We start from the raw sequence: 22,448 nt of genomic DNA, 5'->3' as shown, positions 1-22,448 counted from the left end.
TTGACAGCCCTGTCTCTCTCCCCCAATGGCAAGGCCATGCCGCTGACCTCGACCCACCGCTCCTCAGGCGATCTTCGCGCCGACCGCCGTTACGAATATGCCCGCGCCGCCTTCGACGAGAAGGATTTCGAGGCCGCGGCCGATCTGGCGCGGCAGGTGCTGGACATCGCCCCGGACTTCGCGGCGGCCCATGCCCTGCTGGGGCGGGCATCGGCCGCGCTGAGGCAGGACGGGGAGGCGGTCGCCGCCTTGCGCAGGGCGCTGGAGCTGGAGCCCGACGATGCCCTCGGCGTGCGCCTCGATCTCGCGAGGCTCGGAGCCCTGCCGCCCGACGAGGCGATCTCCGACGGCTACGTGCGGGCGCTCTTCGACGAATACGCCCCGAACTTCGACCGGCACCTGACGGGGAACCTGGCCTATCGCGGGCCGGAACTCATCGCCGATGCCCTGCGGCGGGCCTGCGCCGTGCGCACGCGGCCCTCCCGGTTCGGTCCGACCCTCGATCTCGGCTGCGGCACCGGGCTCATGGCGCAGGCCCTGGAAGGGTCCTGCGAAAGAATCGAAGGCGTCGACCTCTCGCCTCTCATGCTGGAGAAGGCGCGCCGGACGAAGCTCTACGACGGCCTGCACGAGGGCGAGCTCGTCGCCTTCCTGGCGGGCCGGACGGATGCCGAAGCCGATCTCGTCCTGGCGGCGGACGTGTTCGTCTACATGGCGGCGCTCGATGCGGCGTTCCGGGAGGCGCACCGGGTTCTGCGGCCCGGGGGCCTCTTCGCCTTCACGGTCCAGGCCTACGAGGGCGAGGGCTACGTTCTGGGCGAGGATGCCCGCTATGCCCACGGCGAGGCCTATCTGCGCGGCCTCGCGGCGCGAACGGGCTTCGCGGTCGTGCTGATCGAGAGCGTCTCGACCCGGCAGGACAGGGGCCGCCCCGTTCCCGGGCTTCTCGCCGTGCTGGAGCGCTAGGGAAGCAGTCCCGGCCGATCGCAGCCACATGGCGAAATGCCGAAAGCAGCCTATGTTCTAGGACGCATGTCCAAAGCGTCCGCGTCCCTCCCTGCCGTTTTCCGCCACTGGTTCGAAAGCCGTGGCTGGGCGCCGCGCAAGCATCAGCTCGAACTGCTGAAGAAGGCTCGGGGCGGCACGTCCGTGCTGCTCGTCGCCCCCACGGGCGCGGGCAAGACGCTGGCGGGCTTCCTGCCGAGCCTCGTGGAACTGGCGGAGCGGGGCGGGAAGGGGCGGGAGAAGCGCGCGCTCCACACCCTCTACATCTCGCCCCTCAAGGCGCTCGCCACCGACGTCGCCCGCAATCTCGAAACGCCCGTCCAGGAGATGGGGCTGCCCATCCGCGTCGAGACGCGCACGGGCGATACCCCGGCCCACAAGCGGGCGCGGCAGATCGAGCGGCCGCCCGACATCCTGCTGACCACGCCCGAGCAACTGGCCCTGCTGCTCGCCCACCGGGAGGCGCGGGAGCTGTTCAAGGATTTGCGCCGGGTGGTGCTGGACGAATTGCATTCCCTCGTCACGTCCAAGCGCGGCGATCTGCTCTCGCTGGGGCTGGCGCGCCTCTTCGCCGTGGCGCCCCAGCTCACGGCCGTGGGGCTGTCCGCCACGGTTCGGGAGCCGGACGACCTGCGGCGCTATCTGGCGCCGCAAAGGGAAGGGGCGGACAACCTCGCCGATCTCGTGGTGGTGCAGGGCGGGGCGCGGCCCGACATCCGCATGATGGAGCTCGACGAGCGCCTGCCGCTCGCCGGCCACACGGCGTCCCTGTCGATGCCGGCGATCTACGATCTCATCCGGCGGCACAGGACCACCCTGGTCTTCGTCAACACGCGCCTTCAGGCCGAGTATACGTTCCAGGAGCTGTGGAAGCTCAACGACGACAGCCTGCCCATCGCGCTCCACCACGGCTCCCTCGACGTGTCGCAGCGCCGCCGGGTCGAGGAGGCGATGATCGCCGGAAAGCTCAAGGCGGTGGTCTGCACCGCCACCCTCGATCTCGGCATCGACTGGGGCGACGTGGACCTCGTGGTGAATGTCGGCGCGCCGAAGGGAGCGTCGCGCATCATGCAGCGCATCGGCCGCTCCAACCACCGCATGGACGAGCCGTCGAAGGCCTATCTGGTCCCGGCGAACCGCTTCGAGATCCTGGAATGCCGCGCGGCGCTGGATGCGGTGCACGAGGCGGCGCAGGACACGCCCGATGCCCGCGTGGGCGCCCTCGACGTGCTGTGCCAGCACATCCTCGGCATGGCCTGCGCCGATCCCTTCCGCCTGGAGGAGCTCTACGAGGAAATCCGCTCGGCCGCCCCTTATGCGAACCTCGCCTGGGAGGATTTCGAGGCCGCCGTCGCCTTCGTGGCGACGGGCGGCTATGCGCTGCGGGCCTATGAGCGCTTCGCCAAGATCGTGAAGGGCAATGACGGGCTCTGGCGCGTGCGCGACGCCCGGGTGGCGCAGCAATACCGCCTGAACGTGGGCACCATCGTCGAATCCACCATGATCAAGGTCCGGGTCGGCAGCAAGCCGCGCGCGAGACCGGGAACCGTGCTGCCGCGCGGGCGCATCCTGGGCGAGATCGAGGAGTACTTCGCCGAGACGCTGACGCCGGGCGACACCTTTCTCTTCGCCGGCGAGGTGCTGCGCTTCGAGGGCATCCACGAGGACGAGGTGATCGCGACCCGCACCTCCGCCGGGACCGAGCCGAAGATCCCGGCCTATGACGGCGGCAAGTTTCCGCTCTCCACCTTCCTCGCCGCGCGGGTGCGCGAGCTTCTCGCCGATCCGTTCGAGTGGGACCGGCTGCCGCCGCAGATGACGGAATGGCTCCTGCAGCAGCGCCGCCGCTCGGTGGTGCCGGGGCCGCGCGATCTCCTGGTCGAGACCTTTCCCCGGCAGAACCGCTTCTACATGACCTGTTTCCCCTTCGAGGGCAGGCCCGCGCACCAGACGCTCGGGATGCTGCTGACCCGCCGCCTGGAGCGGGCCGGGCTCAAGCCCCTGGGATTCGTGGCGAACGATTACGGCCTCGCGGTCTACGCTTCCGGCGACATCGCCGCCCGCGCCGCGCGCCGCCCCGATTTCATGGACGAACTCTTCTCGGAGGACATGCTCGGCGACGACCTGGAGGACTGGCTCGCCGAGTCCGCCCTGATGAAGCGCACCTTCCGGCAATGCGCCGTCATCGCCGGTCTCATCGAGCGGCGCTTTCCGGGCCAGGAGAAGACCGGCCGCCAGGTCACGGTCTCCACCGATCTGGTCTACGACGTGCTGCGCAAGCACGAGCCGGACCATGTGCTTTTACGCGCCGCGCGGGCGGATGCGGCAACGGGACTCCTCGACGTGAGGCGCCTCGGCATGTTGCTTCAGCGCATCCGGGGGCGAATCATCCACAAGCCGCTCGACCGGGTTTCTCCTTTGAGCGTCTCCGTCATGCTGGAGATCGGCCGCGAGCGCGTCTATAGCGACAACGCGGACGAGATTCTGGCCGAGGCGGAAGCAGCGCTTCTCGACGAGGCTTTGGCGTGACGGCTTTGCTCAAGAACAAACAGACAACATGCGAAATCGGGCTCTCGGGGCTCGCGGCGGTTCTCGATCTCACGGGAGCCATGTACGTGCCCGAGCACGATGCGCTGCTGGTCGCCGACCTTCATTTCGAGAAGGGCTCCTCCTTCGCGAGGCGCGGCATGATGCTGCCGCCCTACGACACGCGGGAGACGCTGAACGCCCTGTCCGAGGCCGTCCTCCGCTACGATCCCCGCACCGTCGTCGCGCTGGGCGACAGTTTCCACGACATCGGCGGCCCCGACCGCCTGGGCGACGAGGAGCGGGCGACGCTGGCAAAGGTCCAGAGCGGCCGGGACTGGGTCTGGGTCACCGGCAACCACGACCGGATCCTGCCCGAGAGCATCGGCGGCGAGGTGGTCGAGGAGATGGAGCTCGGGCCGCTCACCCTGCGCCATGAACCGATGGAGGGAGCCCGGGCCGAGATCGCCGGCCATCTCCATCCGGTCGGCAAGGTGGTGATGCGCGGCCGCTCGACCCGGCGCCGGTGCTTCCTGACGGACGGCGCGCGCTGCGTCATGCCGGCGCTCGGCGCTTATGCGGGAGGGTTGAACGCCTGCGACGCCGCGTTCAAGCCGCTCTTCCCCAACGGCTTCACGGCCCATCTCATCGGCACCGAGCGGATCTTCGCCATCGCGAAAGCGATGCTCTGCCGGGACTGAGCCGCCGCTTCAGGCCTTCGCCGGCTTCGCGACCGGGGCTTCCGAGAACCGCGCCTGCCTCGGGGCGAGTTCGTGGCCCTGCGGCTGGGTGAGGAGGCCGTAGAGGTCGGGGCGGCGCCCGCGGATCCAGCGGCGGCCCGTGGCCAGCGGCAGGAGGCCGAGGTCGAGATCGGCGACGACGAGCATGTCCTGCGCCTTCCAGGTCTCGGCCACGATCCGTCCGTAGCAGTCGATGATCATGGCGTTGCCGGTGCGGACCTCGCCGTCATCCTCGCCGACGCCGTTGCTGAACAGCAGAAAATAGCCGTTGTCGTGCGCCCGCGCCGGAAGCCAGCGCATCAGCCATTCCCGTCCCTTCGGTCCGCGGAACTCGGCCTCGATGGCCTCCGGGTCCTCGTGCCGGTTCTCCCAGAGCGCGGGGTCGATCAGCCCCATGGCCTGGGGGCTGCGGGAGTGGCAGCCGCCGGTCTGGTGCGGCGCCATGACGATGTCGGCGCCGAGCAGGGCCGTGGCGCGGGCGTTCTCCACGAGGTTGTTGTCCCAGCAGATCAGCACCCCGACCCGGACGCCCCAGGGGGTGTCGAAGACCGTGTAGCTGTCCCCGCTCGAAATGTCGTCGCTCTCGAAGGCGTGGAGCTTGCGGTGGCGGTGAACCTCGCCGTTGGGCAGGCACACCACATAGGTGTTGAAGAGCCGTCCGTCCTCCGCCTTCTCGATCAGTCCGACGCCGATGGCCATGTCGTATCGGGCCGAGAGCCTGGCGACGGCCTGGGTCGAGGGGCCTGACGGCACGGGCTCGGAGAGATCTTCCAGCTGCGCGCGAGAGAGATTGCGCACATGCCAGTAGCCGGTCAGGCACATTTCCGGAAAGGCCAGGATCTTCACGTGCTGCGCGGCCGCCTCGCCGCAGAAGCGTTCCACCACGGACAGGTTGTAGGCCTTGTCGTTCGCCCTGTGATGGAACTGCACCGTCCCGCACGTCAACGTCATCGCACCGTCTTCCGCTCGGCCGTGCCGACAGGGCGGCAACCGGCTTCCGCCGAGAGGCTACAGGCGTTCGCGGCCGCCGTGAAGAGCGGCCGTCCGCGCCTCAATCCCTGCGGAAGATCACGTTCGCGCCCCATCCGAAGAACACCGCGAGGAGGGCGGTCGCGAGACCGTAGAACAGGCTCCAGTCGCGGGCGACCTCGCCGACCTGCTGCTCGAACCCGGTCTTCACCAGCTCGAAATTCGTGGTGGTGCGGGCCAGGATCACCGTATCGGCGAGGAGAAGGACCTCGACCTCGTAGTTGCCGGGCGGGGCCGTCGCGGGCAGGGGGATGCTGGCGCGGAAGATGCTCGGCGTCATGAAGGTCACGCCGCGCTCGTCCTCCAGATAAAGCCCTTCCTCCTCCTTGAGGCGGTAGAGCGCCTCGCGGAACGGCCGGTCCGCTCCTTCCCGGGTGTTGGTGAAGTCCGGCGCGCCGATGATGGCGTCCAGGCCGACCTTCTGGCGCTGGCGCAATTGCGGGCTCGTGATCTCCTCCACCGGCCGGGAGGTGAGGACGCTCAGATAGGACGGCGCCGTGGGAAACTTCTGCTGTTCCTGGTTGATCCAGACCGGCCCGATCGGCTCCTTTTCGCGGACGACGAGATACTGGCTCGGGCCGCGCACCGTCACCACCACGTCGTAGGGCGTGGCGCGGGCGACGGTCTGCGCATCGCGCTCGATCGCGCCGAACACGGCGATGGAGGTGCCGGTGTAGTTGGAATTGATCAGCACCCGGTGGTTGGACAGGGACGTGATCAGGGTCTCGGCCGAAGCGGGACCGAGGCCGAGGACGAGGAGCAGGAGACCGAGAAGCGCCCTCATTCGCGCGCCTCCTGCACGGCGATGGAGAAGAGCTCGTCGGGCTCGACCACCAGCTCCATGGCGAAGCGCAATCCCACCGCGAGGAGCAGCAGGGCGAGGAGGAAGCGGAACAGCTCGGCCCGCAGGTAGCGGCCCGCCCGCGCGCCGAACTGCGCGCCGAAGACGCCGCCCACGATGAGCAGGATCGCCAGGACGATGTCCACGGCCTGGTTGGCCACCGCGTGGAGGATGAGCGAAACGAGGGTCGTGCAGACGATCTGGAACTGGGACGTGCCGACGACGACGCCGGTCGGCACGCGGAAGACGTAGAGCAGCGCGGGCACCAGGATGAAGCCGCCGCCGATGCCGAGCAGGGCTCCGGCGAAGCCGATGAACAGGGCCAGTCCCAGGATCGGGATCACGCTGGCATAGAGCTTCGAGCGGTAGAAGCGGATGCGCAGCGGCAAGCCGAGATAGGAGGCGTGTTCGCCCGCCTTGCGCCGCAGGCGCACGGAACCGCCCTTGCGCTTCGTCCAGAACTCCCTGACGCTCTCCTTCAGCATCAGGCTTCCGACCACGGTGAACAGCGTCACGTAGGAGATGACGATGACGAGGTCGAGCTGGCCCGCCCGGCGGGCGGCCGCGAAGGACCAGACGCCCAGCGCCGAGCCGACGAGGCCCCCGGCCACCAGGATCCCTCCCAGCTTGAAGTCGAGGGCCTTGCGGCGCAGGGCCCCGAGCGCGCTGGTGGTGGAGGAGGCGACGATCTGCGCCGACTGGGTCGCCACGGCCACCGCCGGCGGGATCCCGAGAAAGATCAGGAGCGGCGTCATGAGAAAGCCGCCCCCGATTCCGAACAGGCCCGAGATGAAGCCGACCGCCGCACCCATACCTAGAATCAGGAGAACGCTCACGGGCATTTCGGCGATAGGCAAATAAATTTGCACCCCGGTTCCCCTATGGCCGGTGCAGCCGGTTCGTGTTCAGGACATCGTGCGACGCGACTTTAGAAATCGTGTCTGAATGAATGCTGACAACCTGTCCCACGTCGTCAGCTCTTGCTGCCGACGGCCGGGTCCAGCGCTGCCGTCTGCCCTCCGGCCGCAACGCTGCCGTTGGCGGAGGGGTCGACGAACCGGGGCTGCCAGCCTTCCACCGCGGCGGTGCCGGCGGCCAGCTCCTTGGGGTTCAGGCTCGCGGCGATGCCGTCGCGCTTCTTCGCGGCCTCCGTGTCGCCCTGCGCGGCCGCGAGGGAAAACCACTTGAAGGCGCCCACGAGATCCGTCGAGGTCCCGATGCCGCGGGCGAGGAGGACGCCGAGATTGAACTGGCTGTCCCGGACCCCGGATTCGGCCGCCTCGCGGTACCAGCGCAGGGCAGCCGGGTAGTCGGGCCTTCCGTTGGCGCCGGAGGCGATCAGGGTCGCCAGGTTGTGCATGGCCCGGACGTTGCCGCCCTGGGCGGCGCGCTCGTACCATGTCGCGGCGAGCTTCGTGTCGCGCAGGACGCCCACGCCCTTCTCGTAGAGCATCGCCAGCCGCTCCTGCGCCGGGGCGTAGCCCGCCTGCGCCGACCGCTCGAACAGGTGGGCCGCCAGGATCGGATCGTGGCTCAGGCCGCGGCCCTCCGAGGCCTGGGAGGCGATCTCGTAGATCGCCGCGGCGTCGCCCGCCAGGGCCGCCTCGCGCAAGGTTGTCGGCACCTGCGCCGGGAGTTCCCCGACGGTGCTCGGATCCACGAGGAACTTCGCGGGCGTCAGCGTCGTCGCGGCGAGGCTGGTCGGCTGGAACAGGCTGTTCTCCACCTGGGGCGCGGGGGCGCTGGCGACGCTTGCCGCCGTCTGCTCCCGCGGCGCCTCGACGGCCGCCTGGCGGACCGCAGGCGGAGTCTCCTCGCCCGGTCCAACCGACAGGATCTGCGCCGCTCCGGCGGCCAGGACCAGGAAGGCGAGGCTGAAGAGGAGCGGACGGCGATGGGAATCGAAGCTGCGGCGGAGCCGTTCGATCAGGGACGGGGCCGACAGGGCCCCCGTCTCCGGCGGGAGGCTTTCGGGAGCCTCCGGTGCTGCGGTAGCCTCCTCGGCGGGCAGGGGATCTGCGGGAACGGCCTTGTCGGGGGCGCTCGTCTGCGCCGCGCGCCGGGCGGCGGCGATGAAGCTCGCACGCACGCTGCCGAGGTCCGTCTCCTGCGGAGAGAAGGACGCGGCGACGCTGCGCGCGGGTTCCTGCTCCGCCGGAGCCTTGAGCGGTTCCGCCTTGAGCGATGCCTCGGACGGGGCGCCCGACACCTCGGCGATCTGGGACAGGGCCGCGGCGTGGAGCCGGCGCACGGCCGCTTCCAGCCGGTCGGCCGAGGGCATCTCGCCCGGGGCCCTTCCGGCGGCGGGAGCCCGAATCTCTACGGATGGCGGTGTCAGGATGCCCCGCTCGGGATGGCGGGACACGAGCATTTCGAGGGCGTCGCGGACGGAGCGCAGGGTCTCCTGCGTTTTCTTGTCGGCTCGCGTCTGGAGCGCCTTCAGCTCGACGAAGCCCTGCTTCAGCGCATCGATGTCGTCGCTTGCGGGAGCGCTCGAACCGACGTCCTTCAGGGCGGTCCTGGCGGCGCGCTCGGCGATGAGGGCCGTCTCGTCCTGAAGCTTCCTGAGGTGACTCGTCGCCTCCTCGAATGCCTGCCGGAACGGCTCGGCGGGCGTGCGGGCAAGCTGCTCGGCCATGGCCGCGATCTTCTGCTCCAGCCCGTCCAGGGCGGAGGGAGCGGCGGGCCGCTCGAACTTCTCGCTCAAGGTCTGCAGCATCTGCGCGACCCCCGAGGTATCGGCCTGCCGGCCCACCTGGCGCAGCTCCTCCTCGATCCGGTCGAACCGTTCCAGCAGGGGCTCCGGCGCGACCGGCGATCTTTCGGCCACCGACTGGACCTGCGCCGACAGGCGTTCCATCAGGGCCGCCAGGGTGTCGGTCTGCTCCAGGCGGGTGCCGGAGATCGAGGCCATGCGATCGGTCAGGACGGAAAGCTGCTCGGCGATGGGGTCGAGATTGGCCGGTTCCGGATCCGGGCGGCTGGCGAGAACGTCCAGCCGCCTGCTCAGGCTTTCGAGCTGCTCCGGCACCGTGCTCGCCTCCTGGGCGGAGACGGTGCGGTTCAGGGCGTGGCAGACATTCTCGAGCGAGGTCTTGAGGGCGGCGAAGTCGCCGCGCCCCACCTGGTTGGAGCGCAGTTCGGCGACCTGCCGGCTGAGCGTGCCGACCTCGCCCGAAAGGCGCTCGATCTGCTGCGGCTCGGCCCTGTGCGCTAGGTCGTGGCGCAGATCGACGATCTGGCCGGCGAGGAAGTCGATGACGGAGCGGTCGATGCCCGAGCGGGCCGCGCTGTCGATCTTGCCCTTGATCTCGTCGATCTCGGAGGACAGGCGCCGGTGCACCCCGTCGGCGAGGTCGCCCGAGAGCGTCTGAACCTGTTGGTGAACGGCGGCCACCGATTGGGCCAGCGTCAGAATGTCCTTGTTGGGGCGGCCCTGCTCGATGTCCTTGGACAGGTCGCGCACGGCGCGGTCCAGGGCGGCGATCTCGTCGCGGGTCGCCAAGCCCTCCACGCTGGTCCGCAGGCGCTCGATCTCGTCCCGGATGCCGTCGATGGCGTGCGGCAGAACCGCGTTGATCGGCTGCTCCAGGCGCTCGGTCAGCCGCGACATGTCCGTGCGCAGGCCGCTCAGGGTGTCCGACAGGGGGGTGAGGGCCTTGATGGCGTCCTGGACCGGGAACTCGATGCGTGCCGGCACGGCGCGTTCCGACACCACCTGGCGCTCGACCTCGTCGAGGCGGTTCTTCAGCGTCGCCAGGGCCTGCGAGAGGGCGGACGCCATCCGGTCCTGCTGGTCGGCGGAGAGGCGGGCGCTCTCGTTCAGGCGCTCCTCCGCATGTTCGATCCAGCTCGCCATGGATTCGAGGGCGATCGCGGTGCGCGAGGCCTCGTCGCGGGCGTCCGGCTCGACGGGCCGCGGCTCGCCGCCGCTTCCGGCGGGGCGCTTGCGGGACGTCTCCATCATGCGGGCGATGATGCCGTCGAGCTCGTCGCCGGCGCGCCGGCGCTCCGGCTTGACACGCGGCCTCTGCGTTCCGGCCCGTTCGGCGAGGGCTGTCGCCAGCCACTCCTCGAGGCTCAGACCGGACCGCCGCGCCATGGCTTCGGCGATGTCGCGTGCGTCGATGTCCAAGTCTTCCAGTGTCGGGAGAGCGTTTCGTCTCATGGCCGGACTCAGGGGGAACTAGGAACTCACCCGACCGGCCCGCCCCTTTATCGAGCCCCGTCGCGACGGTCCGGGAACCCGGTTCTGGCGAATCATGAAGCCATGCCGAATCCTCGTGCCGATGGCGAAGCTTTTGAGGAACGTAGTAAAAAACCCGTTAAGGACGTGGGATTTAGCTGGGGCCGGCCGAAGACGGGCGGCGCGCTTCCTTTCCGTCGCCTCCCGAAGGAGAGGCTTCTGACCCTCGGGCACACGCCTGTGTTGCAAAACACTTGCGATCGCTGTATCCTATGTTTTATTATTTCATTACACGTGAGTCGTGGTTCCCCCATGGGAGTTCGATTCCGCAAGCAATTTGGAAAAATTAACGGGGCACGGCATGGATAAAGAAGCACTAGGACATTATTCGGTTGTTTCGGATGCAGGAGCGGTCGGCGAAGGCGGCAAGTCCTACACCATCGGTGACCTGGCCCGCGAGTTCGGCGTGACCCTGAGAACGCTCCGCTTCTACGAGGATCGGGGACTTCTCTCGCCCCGCCGCGACGGCACGGCCCGCATTTACGACGCCCGCGACCGGGATCGGCTCTCCGTCATCCTCAAGGGCAAGCAGCTCGGCTTCACCCTCACCGAGATCCGCGCCATGCTGGCGGAGGAGCGGATGGGCGACGGGCCGTCTGCCAAGCTCAAGCTGTCCCTGGACCAGATCGACGACCAGATCACCCATCTGGAGCAGCAGAAGGCCGAGATCGAAGAGGCTCTCGTCGAGCTCAGGACCCGTCGCGCCGGCATGGCGGTCGCGGCCTGATCCAACAAGATCCTGCCGCAGAGCAGGTTTGCCTGTCGAGCAGGCGGTCGAGGTTGCGCCCGGGGCATCTGGAGGGCGGCGCCCTCCCGCCTCTCGACAGGCTTTTCATTTCAGCGCGAGGCGCGTGACCGCGCGCTTTTCCGTTCGGGCGCCCTCGTCGGCGGATGTCCCGTCCCTAAAAAGACCGGCATCTCCCTGGCCCGACGGCCCCTTCCGGCCTGGAAACCGCGGCCGCGCATGGGCTTTTATCGTCAGCCCCGCCGCAGGCTGCTGCGGGCAGGATCCGCGCTCCCATCGCTCTCCGACCGGTACCGTAGGACTTTTCGCGCCCTACCTCTTCCCCATCGCGACCAGATAGTTTATATGTGAACTATCTTGATGCCGGCGCCGCGGTCCCGGACCGCCCCGCTGCCGGCTTTCCGATCTGGGAGGAGCTCCATGCCGGTTTACAAGGCCCCCGTCGAAGACGTGATGTTCCTGCTGAACGACGTCTTCCCCATCGAACGCTACAACAACCTGCCGGGCTTCGCCGAGGCGACGCCGGACATGGTGGAGGCGATCCTGGGCGAGGGCGCCAAGCTGTGCGAGGAGGTCTTCGCGCCCCTGAACCTCACCGGCGACCAGGAGGGCTGCAAGCGCAACCCGGACGGCTCCGTGACCACGCCGAAGGGCTTCAAGGAGGCCTACGAGGCCTATGCGGCCGGCGGCTGGATGGGCCTCGCCGCACCGGAGGAATACGGCGGCCAGGGGCTGCCCTCGGCCCTCAACACCATCATGCAGGAATTCGTCTCCTCGGCGAACCTGGCGCTGGGCATGTATCCCGGCCTGACCCAGGGAGCCATCGCGGCGCTGCTGGTCCACGGCTCCGAGGAGATCAAAAAGACCTACCTGCCGAAGATGGTCGAGGGCGTCTGGACCGGCACCATGAACCTGACCGAGCCTCATTGCGGCACGGATCTGGGCCTGCTCAAGACCAAGGCCGTGCCCAACGGCGACGGCTCCTATGCCATCAGCGGCACCAAGATCTTCATCTCGGCCGGCGAGCACGACATGGCCGAGAACATCGTCCACCTGGTCCTCGCCCGCATCGAGGGCGCGCCGGCCGGCACCAAGGGCATCTCGCTCTTCGTCGTGCCGAAGATCCTCGTGAAGGAGGACGGCTCCCTCGGCGAGCGCAACGGCGTCTCCTGCGGCTCCCTCGAGCACAAGATGGGCATCCACGGCAACGCCACCTGCGTCATGAACTACGACGGCGCCAGGGGCTGGCTCATCGGCCAGGAGAACCGCGGCCTCGCGGCCATGTTCGTGATGATGAACGAGGCGCGCCTGGCCGTGGGCGTGCAGGGTCTCGCCCAGTCCGAGGTCGCCTACCAGAACGCCGTCGCCTATGCGAAGGACCGCCTGCAGGGCCGCTCGCTCACGGGCGCGAAGTTCCCCGACAGGCCGGCCGATCCGATCATCGTCCACCCGGACGTGCGCCGGACGCTCATGTCCATCCGGGCCTTCAACGAGGCCGCCCGCGCGCTCGTGATCTGGACGGCGCTGAACAGCGACATCGCCCACCGCTCCTCCGACGAGGCGCAGCGTCAGTCGGCGGACGACCACATGGGCCTCATGACCCCGGTGGTGAAGGGCGTGCTCACCGATCTCGGCTTCGAGATGGCCGTGAAGGCCCAGCAGATGTTCGGCGGCCACGGCTATATCGAGGAATGGGGCATGTCGCAGTTCGTGCGCGACGCCCGCATCACCATGATCTACGAGGGCGCCAACGGCATCCAGGCCATGGACCTCGTCGGCCGCAAGCTCGGCAAGGACGGCGGCCGCGCCGTCATGGCGTTCTTCAACGAGGTCGCCGCCTTCTGCCAGGAGAATGCCGGCGACGAGAACCTGAAAGGCTTCATCGCCCCGCTCGAGCAGGGCCTCAACCATCTGCAGCAGGGCACCATGTGGTTCATGCAAAACGCCATGGCCAGGCCCGACAATGCGGGCGCGGGCGCCACGGACTACATGCATCTCTTCGGCCTCGTGGCCATGGGCTACATGTGGGCCAAGATGGCGAAGGCCGCCCATGCCAGGAAGGCTGAAGGAAACGGCGTCGCGGAGAGGATGGACGCGAAGCTGACGACCGGCCGCTTCTTCATGGAGCGCATGATGCCCGAAACCGCCGCGCGCCTCGCCTGCATCTCGGCCGGCGCCGACACGACCATGGCCCTGCCGGCCGAGGCTTTCTGATCGACGGACGCGATCCCGGCCCGAGCATGGCGACGGCCGGGATCGAACGACGCGTTGAGTGCCCTATTCTGACAACGATCCCGGTTCGCTCCGCGTCCGGGATCACGACACGCCCGGGAGGTTCTTCATGCCTGAAGCTTATATCTACGACGCCGTCCGCACTCCGCGCGGACGCGGCAAGCCGGACGGTTCGCTGCATGAGGTGCCGGCGGTCGACCTCGCGGTGACGGCGCTCGACGCCATCCGCCAGCGCAACGACCTCGATCCGGTGCTCGTCGAGGACGTGGTGCTCGGCTGCGTCGATCCGGTCGGCGAGGCGGGCGGCGACATCGCCCGCGCGGCGGCCCTCAAGGCGGGCTTCGGCAAGGAGGTGCCGGGCGTGCAGATCAACCGGTTCTGCGCCTCGGGCCTGGACGCCGTGAACCTCGCCGCCGCGCAGGTGATGGCGGGCATGAAGGATCTGACCATCGGCGGCGGCGTCGAGTCCATGAGCCGGGTCGGCATGGGCGCGTCCGGCGGCGCATGGCCGGTCGATCCCGGCATCGCCATCGCCAACTACTTCCTGCCGCAGGGCATCTCGGCCGACCTGATCGCCACGAAATACGGCTTCTCCCGCGACGACGTGGACGCCTATGCGGTGGAATCGCAGAAGCGCGCCGCCAAGGCCTGGGAGGAAGGGCGCTTCAAGAACTCCGTCGTGCCCGTGAAGGACATCAACGGCCTGACGATCCTGGCCAAGGACGAGCACATGCGGCCGCAGACCGACATGCAGTCGCTGGGCCAGCTCAAGGCCGCCTTCGTGCAGATGGGCGAGATGGGCGGGTTCGACGCGGTGGCGGTCGCGGCCCATCCGGACGTGGAATACGTCAACCACGTCCACCATGCGGGCAATTCCTCCGGCATCGTGGACGGCGCCTCCGCCGTGCTCGTCGGCTCGAAGGAGGGCGGCGCCAAGGCCGGCCTGAAGCCGCGGGCGCGGCTCAAGGGCTTCGCCTCCATCGGCTCCGATCTCGCGCTCATGCTCACCGGCCCCATCGACGTGTCGGAGCTCGCGCTGCGCAAGGCCGGCATGACGAAGGACGACATCGACCTCTTCGAGATCAACGAGGCCTTCTCGGCCGTGGTGCTGCGCTACATCCAGGCCATGGATCTCGACCCGGCCAAGGTCAACGTGAATGGCGGCGCCATCGCCATGGGGCATCCGCTGGGGGCGACCGGCGCCATGATCCTGGGCACGGTGCTCGACGAGCTGGAGCGCACCAACAAGCAGACGGCGCTGATCACCCTCTGCGTCGCGGCCGGCATGGGCACCGCCGCGATCATCGAGCGGGTCTGAGGGGAACGCAACGCGAGCATTCTCACCCTGAGGAGGCGCGAAGCGCCGTCTCGAAGGACGAGGATGCGGTTCAAGGGAACACTGGACCATCCTTCGAGACGCCCGCCATGCGGGCTCCTCAGGATGAGGCCTTCGGGAGAGCCACAATGACGAACTTCACCAATTTCCGCTTCGAGGTCGACGGCGACGGCATCGCGCTCGCCACCTGGGACATGCCGGAGCGCTCCATGAACGTCATCACCCCCGAGGTGATGCAGGAGCTGGGCGCGATCATCGACAGGGTTACGGGCGACGAGGCCATCAAGGGCTGCGTCATCGCCTCCGGCAAGGAAGCGTTTTCCGGCGGCGCGGATCTCACGATGCTGCAGGGCCTCAGCGCCGAATATGCCCGGCTCGCGAAGGAAAAGGGCGAGGAGGAGGCCATGAGCTTCTTCTTCGAGGAATCGCGCCGGCTCTCGCTGCTCTACCGCCGCATGGAGACCTGCGGAAAGCCCTTCGCGGCCGCCGTGCACGGCGTGTGCCTCGGCGGCGCGTTCGAGCTGGCGCTGGCCTGTCACTTCCGCGTGCTCTCCGACTCGGACGCCACCCGCGTGGGCCTGCCCGAGATCAAGGTCGGCCTCTTTCCCGGCGCGGGCGGCACCCAGCGCGTGGCGCGCCTGATGCAGACCGGCGACGCCCTGCAGATGCTGTTCAAGGGCGAGCAGATCCGCGCGCTCATGGCGCGCAACATGGGCCTCGCCCATGCGGTCGCTCCCCGCGACCAGATCGTGCAGGCCGCGAAAGACTGGATCAAGCAGGGCGGCTCGGCCGTCGCGCCCTGGGACCAGAAGGGCTTCAAGCTTCCCTCCAACAAGGTCTATTCGGCGGCCGGAATGCAGATCTGGCCCGCCGCGAACGCCATCTACCGCCGCGAGACGCAGGACAACTACCCGGCGGCCTACGCCATCCTCGAATCCGTCTATCAGGGCCTGCAGCTTCCGATGGACCTGGCGCTGAAGATCGAGTCGCGCTGGTTCGCCAAGATCCTGCGCTCGAAGGAGGCGGCGGCGATGATCCGCACCCTGTTCATCTCCATGCAGGAGCTGAACAAGGGCGCGCGGCGGCCCAAGAACGTGCCGCCGACGGCGCTGAAGAAGGTCGGCGTCGTCGGCGCCGGCTTCATGGGCGCCAGCGTGGCCTATGTCACGGCCAATGCGGGGCTCGAGGTCGTGCTGATCGACCGCGACATGGAAGCGGCCGAGAAGGGCAAGGCTCATTCCCACAAGCTCATGTCCGACCAGATCATGAAGGGCCGCGCCAAGACGGCGGACCGCGACGCCCTGCTCGGGCGCATCACCGCATCGGACGACTACGCCTCCCTGGCCGATTGCGACCTCGTCATCGAGGCCGTGTTCGAGGATCCCAAGGTGAAGGCCGAAGTGATCCAGAAGGTCGAGGCCGCGATCGGCCCCGACTGCATCTTCGCGTCGAACACCTCGACCCTGCCGATCTCCGGACTGGCGAAGAATTCGAGAAATGCCGGTCAGTTCATCGGCATCCACTTCTTCTCGCCGGTCGAGAAGATGATGCTGGTGGAGATCATCATGGGCAAGGAGACGGGCGACAAGGCGCTCGCCACAGCCCTCGACTACGTGCGGGCGATCAAGAAGACGCCGATCGTCGTCAACGATTCCCGCGGCTTCTTCGCCAATCGCTGCGTGCTGGCCTACATCCTCGAAGGCCATCTCATGCTCACCGAGGGCGTGCCGCCGGCGATGATCGAGAATGCGGGCAAGCAGGCGGGCATGCCCGTGGGACCGCTCTCCCTCAACGACGAGGTCGGCGTCGATCTCGGCCTCAAGATCCTCCGGGCCACCAAGGCGCAGCTCGGGGACGCGGCGATCGTGCCCGAGCAAGAGCAGCTCCTGACCCGCCTCGTCGAGCAGGAAGGCCGTCTCGGCCGCAAGAACCGGAAGGGCTTCTACGACTATCCGGAGAACGGCCCGAAGCGGCTCTGGCCGGGGCTGACCGATCTGCAGCCGAAGCACCTGGAAGCCGAGTTCCTCGACATGCAGGAGCTCAAGCAGCGGCTGCTCGTGACGCAGGCCCTGGAGGCCGCCCGCACGGTGGAGGAGGGCGTCATCACCGATCCGCGCGAGGCGGATGTGGGCTCGATCTTCGGCTTCGGCTTCGCGCCCTTCACCGGCGGCGCCCTGTCCTACATCGACTTCATGGGCGCCAAGGCCTTCGTGGCTTTGTGCAAGGAGCTGCAGGACAGCCACGGCGACCGTTTCGCGCCGCCGAAGATCCTGCTCGACATGGCCGCGTCCGGCGAGACGTTCTATGGGCGCGCCAAGGAGAAGAAGGCGGCTTGAGGCCGCTCGTGACCTGATAACCGATGGGTTCCCTTCCCCTCCGCTTCGCTCCGGCCGGGAATGACGACAGGCGGGCACCGCCCGCCCTTGTCATCCCCGGCGGCTCGGAGAGCGGGGAGGGGATCCATCCCCGTTTGCCGACATTCGCAGGAGCCGATCATGAAGCCTCACTTCGCCATGCTGGCGGCCTACAATGCCTGGTGCAACCGGCGGCTCTACGATGCGGCGGCAACGCTGTCAGACGAGGAATACCGCGCCGATCGCGGCGCCTTCTTCAAATCCCTGCACGGCACCCTGAACCACATCCTCGTGGCCGACCGGATCTGGATGCGGCGTTTCACTGGCGAGGGCGAGGCGCCGAACCGCCTCGACGCCATTCTCTACGACGGCTTCGACGACCTGCGCGCCGCGCGCGAGGCCGAGGACGCGCGGATCGTCGCCTATGTCGATGCCCTGTCGGATGAGACTCTGGCCGGACGGTTCCGCTACCGCACCATCGTGAATCCGGCGGATGTCGAGCAGCCGCTCGCACCCGCCCTCACTCACTTCTTCAACCACCAGACCCATCACCGGGGCCAAGCCCATTGCCTCCTGACCGGCTTCGGGCGCGATGCTCCGTCCTTCGATCTCGTGCTGTTTCAGCGCGAGACGCGCATGGGCCTGTCATGAATCTCTGGCTGCGCGTTCTTCACCTCATCGTCGCCTCGTTCTTCCGCGCAAAGCTCGATCCCGTGAAGGACGTGTCGCGCCTGTCGTTCCGGGTGTGGCCGCACGACCTCGACACCTCCCTGCACCTGAACAACGGGCGCTACTGGACCCTGATGGATCTGGGGCGGACCGACATCATGCTCCGCTCGGGCCTGTGGAGGCCCATCTTCAGGAACGGCTGGGTGCCCGTGGTGAGCGCGGGCCAGATCCGCTTCCGGCGCGAGCTGAAGCTCTTTCAGGCCTTCACGCTGGAGACCCGGATCGTCACCTGGTTCGAGGGCCAGGTGGTGATGGAGCACCGGCTGATTTCCAGGACACGGGACGGCAAGCCCGTCCTCAACGCCATCGCGCTGGTGCGGGCCGGGCTCTACGACCGCAAGGCGAGGGAGTTCGTGCCCATGAACCGGCTGCTCCAGGAACTGGGCACCCATGCCGATGCGCCGCAGGCCACGGCGGAGGTCGAGGCTTTCCTGGCCTCCGAGGAGGTCATGAAGCGGGCGGCTTGATCATTTCCGGTCGCGCGATACCTTCCTGACGCCCGTTCCAACCGCGAAAGCGATCCATGCCCCGCGTCATCGACTACTATTTCTCCCTCGTCAGCCCCTGGGCCTATATCGGCCATGCTTCCTTCATCGAGATCGCACGGCGACATGGGGTGGAGATCAACTACAAGCCCGTCTTCCTCGGCCGCGTCTTCGCCGAGACGGGCGGTCTGCCGCTGCCTCAGCGCCACCCGGTGCGCCAGCGCTACCGGATGCTCGAGCTGCAGCGCTGGCGCGAGAAGCGCGGGCTCTCGTTCAATCTCCAGCCGAAACACTGGCCCTTCGACGTCAACCTGGCAGACAGGCTCGTCATCGCGGTGACGGTCGGCGGCAAGGATCCGGACCCCTTCCTGCGCCGGGCCTACGCGGCGATCTGGGAGGAGGAGCGCGACCTCGCCAACCCGATCGTCCTCACCGAACTCGCCGAGCAGGCGGGCCTCGACTCCACCTCCCTGATGGATGTCGCCACCGGCACCACCACGGAGGCGATCTATGCGCTCAACCTGGAGAACGCCATCGCCGGAGGTGTCTTCGGCTCCCCGGCCTATGTGCTCGACGGCGAGGTCTTCTGGGGGCAGGACCGGCTCGACCTGCTCGACGATGCGCTGACGAGCGGGCGCGCGCCCTACACTCCCGACGTGTAGGGCTTACTCCGCCGCCACGCGCGTGGCGCGCCACTGGGTCAGGAGCGCGCGCAGAGCCGCCGGCTTCACCGGCTTGTTGAGAACGTGGACGTTCATCGCCGCCGCCGCTTCGCGCACGGCCGGCGTGCGGTCGGCGGTCACGAGAACGGCGGGCGTGTTGACCTGAGTCCTCCAGCGCAGGGCCTTGATGAGGTCCAGGCCGTCGCCCTCGTCCAGGTGGTAATCGGCGATGATCACGTCCGGCAGAACCTTGTGCGCCTTCAGGGTCTGCTGCGCGCTCTCCAGATCGGAGGCCGTCCAGACGTCGCAGCCCCACCCTGCGAGCAGGAGGCGCATTCCCTCCAGGATCGCAGGCTCGTTGTCGATCACGATCACATGCAGGCCCGACAGGACCGTCACGGGCGGCTGGGGTGGCTGAGGCGGCTCCGCACTGGCCGGAAGCGCCGCCACGACGGGCACGTCGACCCGGAAGACGGAGCCGCGCCCCGATTCCGATTTCAGCGTGACCGCATGGCCGAGAACGCGGCCGATGCGCTCCACGATGGATAGGCCGAGGCCGAGGCCGCGCGCGGCTTTCGCGCCCTGGTCCAGGCGCTGGAATTCCCGGAACACGATCCGCTGCTTCGACGGGGGGATGCCGAGGCCCGTGTCCCACACCTCGAGGACGAGATGCGTGCCCTTCCGCCGGGCGCCGACGACCACCCGGCCCGCGGGCGTGTACTTGATGGCGTTGGAAATGAGGTTCTGCAGCAGGCGGCGCAGCAGGCGACGGTCCGAGCGCACCGTGAGCGAGGAGGGCACGAAGGTGAGCTTCAGGTCCTTGTTCCGGGCGATGGGATCGAACTCGCGCTGGAGCTGGCGGAACAGCTCGTCGATGCGGAAGCTCGACCATTGCGGCTTCATGGCGCCGGTATCGAGGCGCGAGATGTCGAGAAGCGCGGTGAGGATCTCCTCGACGGCGTCGAGGGAGGCGTCGATGTTCTCGGCCAGCGTCACATCGCCGGCCTCCCGGTCGCGCTCCACGAGGGAGGTGACGTAGAGGCGGGCCGCGTTGAGGGGCTGCAGGATGTCGTGGGACGCGGCGGCGAGGAAGCGCGTCTTGGAGATGTTCGCCTCGTCGGCTTCCGCCTTGGCGCTGGTGAGCGCCTCGTTCAGGCGGGTCAGCTCCTCGGTGCGCTCCCTGACGCGCTGCTCCAGGGTCTCGTTCGCACGGCGGCTCTCCTCCTCGGCCAGGACGGTTTCCGTCACGTCCGTGTAGGTCGTGACAATGCCGCCGTCGGGCAGCGGGTTCGAGCGGATCTCGATCACCTTGCCCGACGGATAGAGCCTCAGGCGCACCGGCTCCAGATCGTGCTGGAAGGAGTGGATGCGTGCCGCGATCAGCTCGTCCAGATCTCCGGGGCCGTAGGAGCCGCGCTCGGCATTGAACGCGACGATGTTGTCCATGCCGACGCCGACCCGCACGAGGTTCGGCGGCAGGTCGTAGAGATCCACGAAGGCCTGGTTCCAGGCGAGCAGCCTCAGGTCCCGGTCGAGCACGGTGATGCCCTGCTTGGCGTAGTTGATGGCGTGCTGGAGCAGGTCGCGGCTCTGCTGGATCGCGGCGGAAGCATCGTCGAGGAGCTTGAGGGCGGCTTTCGTCGACACGGTGCGCCGCCGCAGCAGGAGCGACAGGGCAAGGCGCGAGGAGGCGGTGCCGATGGCGGAGGCGAGCAGGTGCTCCGCATAGCGCAGGAGATGGATGTCGGCCTCCGCGCGCGCCTCCAGATGCTGGCCGCGGCTGTGGGCGAAGCCCTCGAAGGAGCGGGTGGTGCGCTCCTCGCCGAGATAGCGCGCCACCGTGGCGCGCAGCTCGTCCACGGTCACGCTGGCGCGGAACAGCCGGAAGTTCGGCGCGACCGAGACGGGCGTTTCGCCCACGAACACGTTGGCCTGGAGCTGCTCCATGGCGGTCGTCGGCCGCCAGAGGGAGAAGCCGATATAGGCGAGGATGTTCAGGGTCAGGCTCCAGACCACGCCGTGGGTCAGCTGAGGCAGGTCGACCCCGAAGAGGGAGGTGGGCTTGAGCGCCGTGATGCCGAAGGGGCCGGTGACGACCACGTCGGACCAGAACACGCCGTCCCAGATGAGGCTGGGCAGGAGCAGCGTATAGGCCCAGGTGAGGAAGCCGACCACGAGGCCGACGCTGGCGCCGAGCGCGGTGCCCCGCGACCAGATGAGCCCTCCGAGGAAGGCCGGCGCGACCTGCGCGATGGCGGCGAAGGACAGGAGGCCGATGGCCGCGAGGGCGGCCTCGCCGGACACCCGGTAATACGCATAGGCGAGAAGGATCACCACCACGATGGAGACCCGGCGGATGCCGATCACGAAGCCGCCGAGATCGCCGCCCGCGAAGGCGCGGCGGCGCAGGACGATGGGCATCACGAGGTGGTTCGAGATCATGATCGCGACGGCCACCGAGTCGATGATGACCATCGCCGTCGCGGCCGAGAAGCCGCCGAGGAACGCGATGACCGCGATCACGCCCGCATTGTCGACGAGCGGCAGGGCCAGGACGAGCATGTCCCGGTCGACGGTGCCCTCCGGAAAAACCGCCATGCCGGCGAGGGCGATGGGAACGACGAAGATGTTGATGAGCACCAGATAGAGCGGGAACAGCCAGGCCGCCTGCTTCACGTCGTCCATGGACCGGTTCTCGACCACGGTCATGTGGAACTGGCGGGGCAGGAGCAGGGCGGCGCAGGTGGAGAGCAGGATGAGCGTGATGTAGCTGCCGAAGCCGGAGGTGCGGCCCAGCATGCTCGTGCTGATGCCCTGGTCCTGGAGGCGTTCGACGATGGCGCCGTAGCCGTCGAACATGATGAACGTCACGTAGATGCCGACCACCAGGAAGGCGACCAGCTTCACCACGGACTCGACCGAGATCGCCATGATCAGGCCGTCCTGGTGCTCGGTGGCGTCCGTGTGGCGCGTGCCGAAGGCAACCGCGAAGCCCGCGAGCACGAGGGCGACGACGAGGGACAGATCCCCGAGGAACGGCACCTGCAGCGGAGCCGTCCCGTTGGCGGCCGTGAGGAAGACGTCCAGGGAGGACGAGACGGCCTTCAGCTGCAGCGCGATGTAGGGGATGGAGCCGACGAGGGCGATCAGGCTGACGATGGCGGCGACCCGCTCGCTCTTGCCGTAGCGGGCGGCGACGAAGTCGGCGATGGAGGAGATGTTCTGGGTCTTGGCCACCCGGACGACCCGGGCGACGAGGACATGGCCGAGGCCGATCACGAGGATCGGCCCGATATAGATGCTGAGGAAGTCGAGCCCGGACCGGCTGGCGAGGCCCACCGACCCGTAGAAGGTCCAGGACGTGCAGTAGACCGCGAGGGACAGGGCCGCGATGGTCGAGCGCGCGCGCCCCTGAAGGAACCGCCGTCCGCCGTTGTCGCCCCAATGGGCCACCATGAACAGAAGGCAGAGATAGACCAGGGCCGATAGGATAACCGCCCAGCTGGCGACCATGTGCA

Annotated in this window: 15 protein-coding genes; 10 read left to right on the top strand and 5 right to left on the bottom strand. The window is 68.3% G+C overall.

Annotated features, from left to right (window positions below; translation table 11 throughout):
• The 3 genes from LGR44_RS10490 to pdeM all read left to right on the top strand — a co-directional run bounded on the left by LGR44_RS10490 (position 1) and on the right by pdeM (position 4,232).
• Entirely contained in the window at positions 1 to 966 is a 966-nt protein-coding gene (locus LGR44_RS10490) for a class I SAM-dependent DNA methyltransferase (protein ID WP_226740107.1), read from the top strand.
• A gap of 66 nt (positions 967 to 1,032) precedes the next feature.
• Entirely contained in the window at positions 1,033 to 3,534 is a 2,502-nt protein-coding gene (locus tag LGR44_RS10485) for a ligase-associated DNA damage response DEXH box helicase (RefSeq protein ID WP_226740105.1), read from the top strand.
• Positions 3,531 to 4,232: a ligase-associated DNA damage response endonuclease PdeM gene (gene pdeM / locus LGR44_RS10480; RefSeq protein WP_226740103.1), complete on the top strand. Its 702-nt coding sequence runs from the start codon at positions 3,531 to 3,533 to the stop codon at positions 4,230 to 4,232. The genes LGR44_RS10485 and pdeM overlap by 4 nt, the downstream gene beginning before the upstream one ends.
• A 9-nt stretch (positions 4,233 to 4,241) precedes the next feature.
• Here pdeM and LGR44_RS10475 read toward each other — a convergent pair whose 3' ends face one another.
• From LGR44_RS10475 to LGR44_RS21815, 4 genes are all read right to left on the bottom strand, one after another.
• On the bottom strand, positions 4,242 to 5,222 hold the full coding sequence (locus LGR44_RS10475; RefSeq protein WP_226740101.1) for a nitrilase family protein: 981 nt from the start codon (positions 5,220 to 5,222) through the stop codon (positions 4,242 to 4,244).
• Between the two features lie 100 nt (positions 5,223 to 5,322).
• The gene (locus tag LGR44_RS10470) at positions 5,323 to 6,084 is read right to left on the bottom strand and encodes a TIGR02186 family protein (RefSeq protein WP_226740099.1); all 762 of its coding nucleotides are present in this window, start codon (positions 6,082 to 6,084) and stop codon (positions 5,323 to 5,325) included.
• On the bottom strand, positions 6,081 to 7,010 hold the full coding sequence (locus tag LGR44_RS10465) for a sulfite exporter TauE/SafE family protein (RefSeq protein WP_226740097.1): 930 nt from the start codon (positions 7,008 to 7,010) through the stop codon (positions 6,081 to 6,083). Before LGR44_RS10465 ends, LGR44_RS10470 begins: the two co-directional genes overlap by 4 nt.
• A 104-nt stretch (positions 7,011 to 7,114) precedes the next feature.
• Positions 7,115 to 10,309 (bottom strand): hypothetical protein, encoded by a 3,195-nt coding sequence (locus LGR44_RS21815; RefSeq protein ID WP_264196436.1) that lies wholly within the window; start codon positions 10,307 to 10,309, stop codon positions 7,115 to 7,117.
• Positions 10,310 to 10,688: 379 nt separating this feature from the next.
• Between LGR44_RS21815 and LGR44_RS10455 the strand changes: the two genes are divergently transcribed.
• The 7 genes from LGR44_RS10455 (at position 10,689) to LGR44_RS10425 (ending at position 18,930) form a co-directional block, all read left to right on the top strand.
• Positions 10,689 to 11,114 (top strand): MerR family transcriptional regulator, encoded by a 426-nt coding sequence (locus LGR44_RS10455; protein WP_226740095.1) that lies wholly within the window; start codon positions 10,689 to 10,691, stop codon positions 11,112 to 11,114.
• A gap of 438 nt (positions 11,115 to 11,552) precedes the next feature.
• Entirely contained in the window at positions 11,553 to 13,346 is a 1,794-nt protein-coding gene (locus tag LGR44_RS10450) for an acyl-CoA dehydrogenase C-terminal domain-containing protein (protein ID WP_226740093.1), read from the top strand.
• A gap of 127 nt (positions 13,347 to 13,473) precedes the next feature.
• Positions 13,474 to 14,682, top strand: a complete 1,209-nt coding sequence (locus tag LGR44_RS10445) for an acetyl-CoA C-acetyltransferase (RefSeq protein ID WP_226740091.1) — start codon at positions 13,474 to 13,476, stop codon at positions 14,680 to 14,682.
• Positions 14,683 to 14,828: 146 nt separating this feature from the next.
• Positions 14,829 to 17,036: an FAD-dependent oxidoreductase gene (locus LGR44_RS10440; RefSeq protein ID WP_226740089.1), complete on the top strand. Its 2,208-nt coding sequence runs from the start codon at positions 14,829 to 14,831 to the stop codon at positions 17,034 to 17,036.
• A 159-nt stretch (positions 17,037 to 17,195) separates the two neighbouring features.
• On the top strand, positions 17,196 to 17,705 hold the full coding sequence (locus tag LGR44_RS10435) for a DinB family protein (RefSeq protein ID WP_226740087.1): 510 nt from the start codon (positions 17,196 to 17,198) through the stop codon (positions 17,703 to 17,705).
• Complete coding sequence (locus tag LGR44_RS10430; protein ID WP_226740085.1) at positions 17,702 to 18,250, top strand: acyl-CoA thioesterase; 549 nt, start codon at positions 17,702 to 17,704, stop codon at positions 18,248 to 18,250. Before LGR44_RS10435 ends, LGR44_RS10430 begins: the two co-directional genes overlap by 4 nt.
• A 56-nt stretch (positions 18,251 to 18,306) precedes the next feature.
• Positions 18,307 to 18,930 carry a 2-hydroxychromene-2-carboxylate isomerase gene (locus LGR44_RS10425; protein WP_226740083.1) on the top strand — a complete coding sequence of 208 codons (624 nt, stop codon included), beginning with the start codon at positions 18,307 to 18,309 and terminating at the stop codon, positions 18,928 to 18,930.
• Between the two features lie 3 nt (positions 18,931 to 18,933).
• On the opposite strand, the gene LGR44_RS10420 is transcribed toward LGR44_RS10425, so the two are convergent.
• A complete protein-coding gene (locus tag LGR44_RS10420; protein ID WP_226740081.1) occupies positions 18,934 to 22,443 on the bottom strand; it encodes a NahK/ErcS family hybrid sensor histidine kinase/response regulator in 3,510 nt (1,169 codons plus the stop codon).
• Positions 22,444 to 22,448: the final 5 nt, after the last annotated feature.

Source organism: Microvirga lenta, from assembly GCF_020532555.1.
In the GTDB taxonomy this organism is placed as follows: Bacteria; Pseudomonadota; Alphaproteobacteria; order Rhizobiales; family Beijerinckiaceae; genus Microvirga; species Microvirga lenta.
The sequence above is the reverse complement of the archived record's forward strand: the minus strand, read 5'-3'. Positions and strand labels throughout refer to the sequence as shown.

Excerpts from the sequence above, each read along its gene's own strand:
- LGR44_RS10485 (WP_226740105.1), top strand. The coding sequence starts at position 1,033 with ATGTCCAAAGCGTCCGCGTCCCTCCCTGCCGTTTTCCGCCACTGGTTC.
- LGR44_RS10475 (WP_226740101.1), bottom strand. The coding sequence starts at position 5,222 with ATGACGTTGACGTGCGGGACGGTGCAGTTCCATCACAGGGCGAACGAC.
- LGR44_RS10470 (WP_226740099.1), bottom strand. The coding sequence starts at position 6,084 with ATGAGGGCGCTTCTCGGTCTCCTGCTCCTCGTCCTCGGCCTCGGTCCC.
- LGR44_RS21815 (WP_264196436.1), bottom strand. The coding sequence starts at position 10,309 with ATGAGACGAAACGCTCTCCCGACACTGGAAGACTTGGACATCGACGCA.
- LGR44_RS10455 (WP_226740095.1), top strand. The coding sequence starts at position 10,689 with ATGGATAAAGAAGCACTAGGACATTATTCGGTTGTTTCGGATGCAGGA.
- LGR44_RS10450 (WP_226740093.1), top strand. The coding sequence starts at position 11,553 with ATGCCGGTTTACAAGGCCCCCGTCGAAGACGTGATGTTCCTGCTGAAC.
- LGR44_RS10445 (WP_226740091.1), top strand. The coding sequence starts at position 13,474 with ATGCCTGAAGCTTATATCTACGACGCCGTCCGCACTCCGCGCGGACGC.
- LGR44_RS10440 (WP_226740089.1), top strand. The coding sequence starts at position 14,829 with ATGACGAACTTCACCAATTTCCGCTTCGAGGTCGACGGCGACGGCATC.
- LGR44_RS10435 (WP_226740087.1), top strand. The coding sequence starts at position 17,196 with ATGAAGCCTCACTTCGCCATGCTGGCGGCCTACAATGCCTGGTGCAAC.
- LGR44_RS10430 (WP_226740085.1), top strand. The coding sequence starts at position 17,702 with ATGAATCTCTGGCTGCGCGTTCTTCACCTCATCGTCGCCTCGTTCTTC.
- LGR44_RS10425 (WP_226740083.1), top strand. The coding sequence starts at position 18,307 with ATGCCCCGCGTCATCGACTACTATTTCTCCCTCGTCAGCCCCTGGGCC.
- LGR44_RS10420 (WP_226740081.1), bottom strand. The coding sequence starts at position 22,443 with ATGGTCGCCAGCTGGGCGGTTATCCTATCGGCCCTGGTCTATCTCTGC.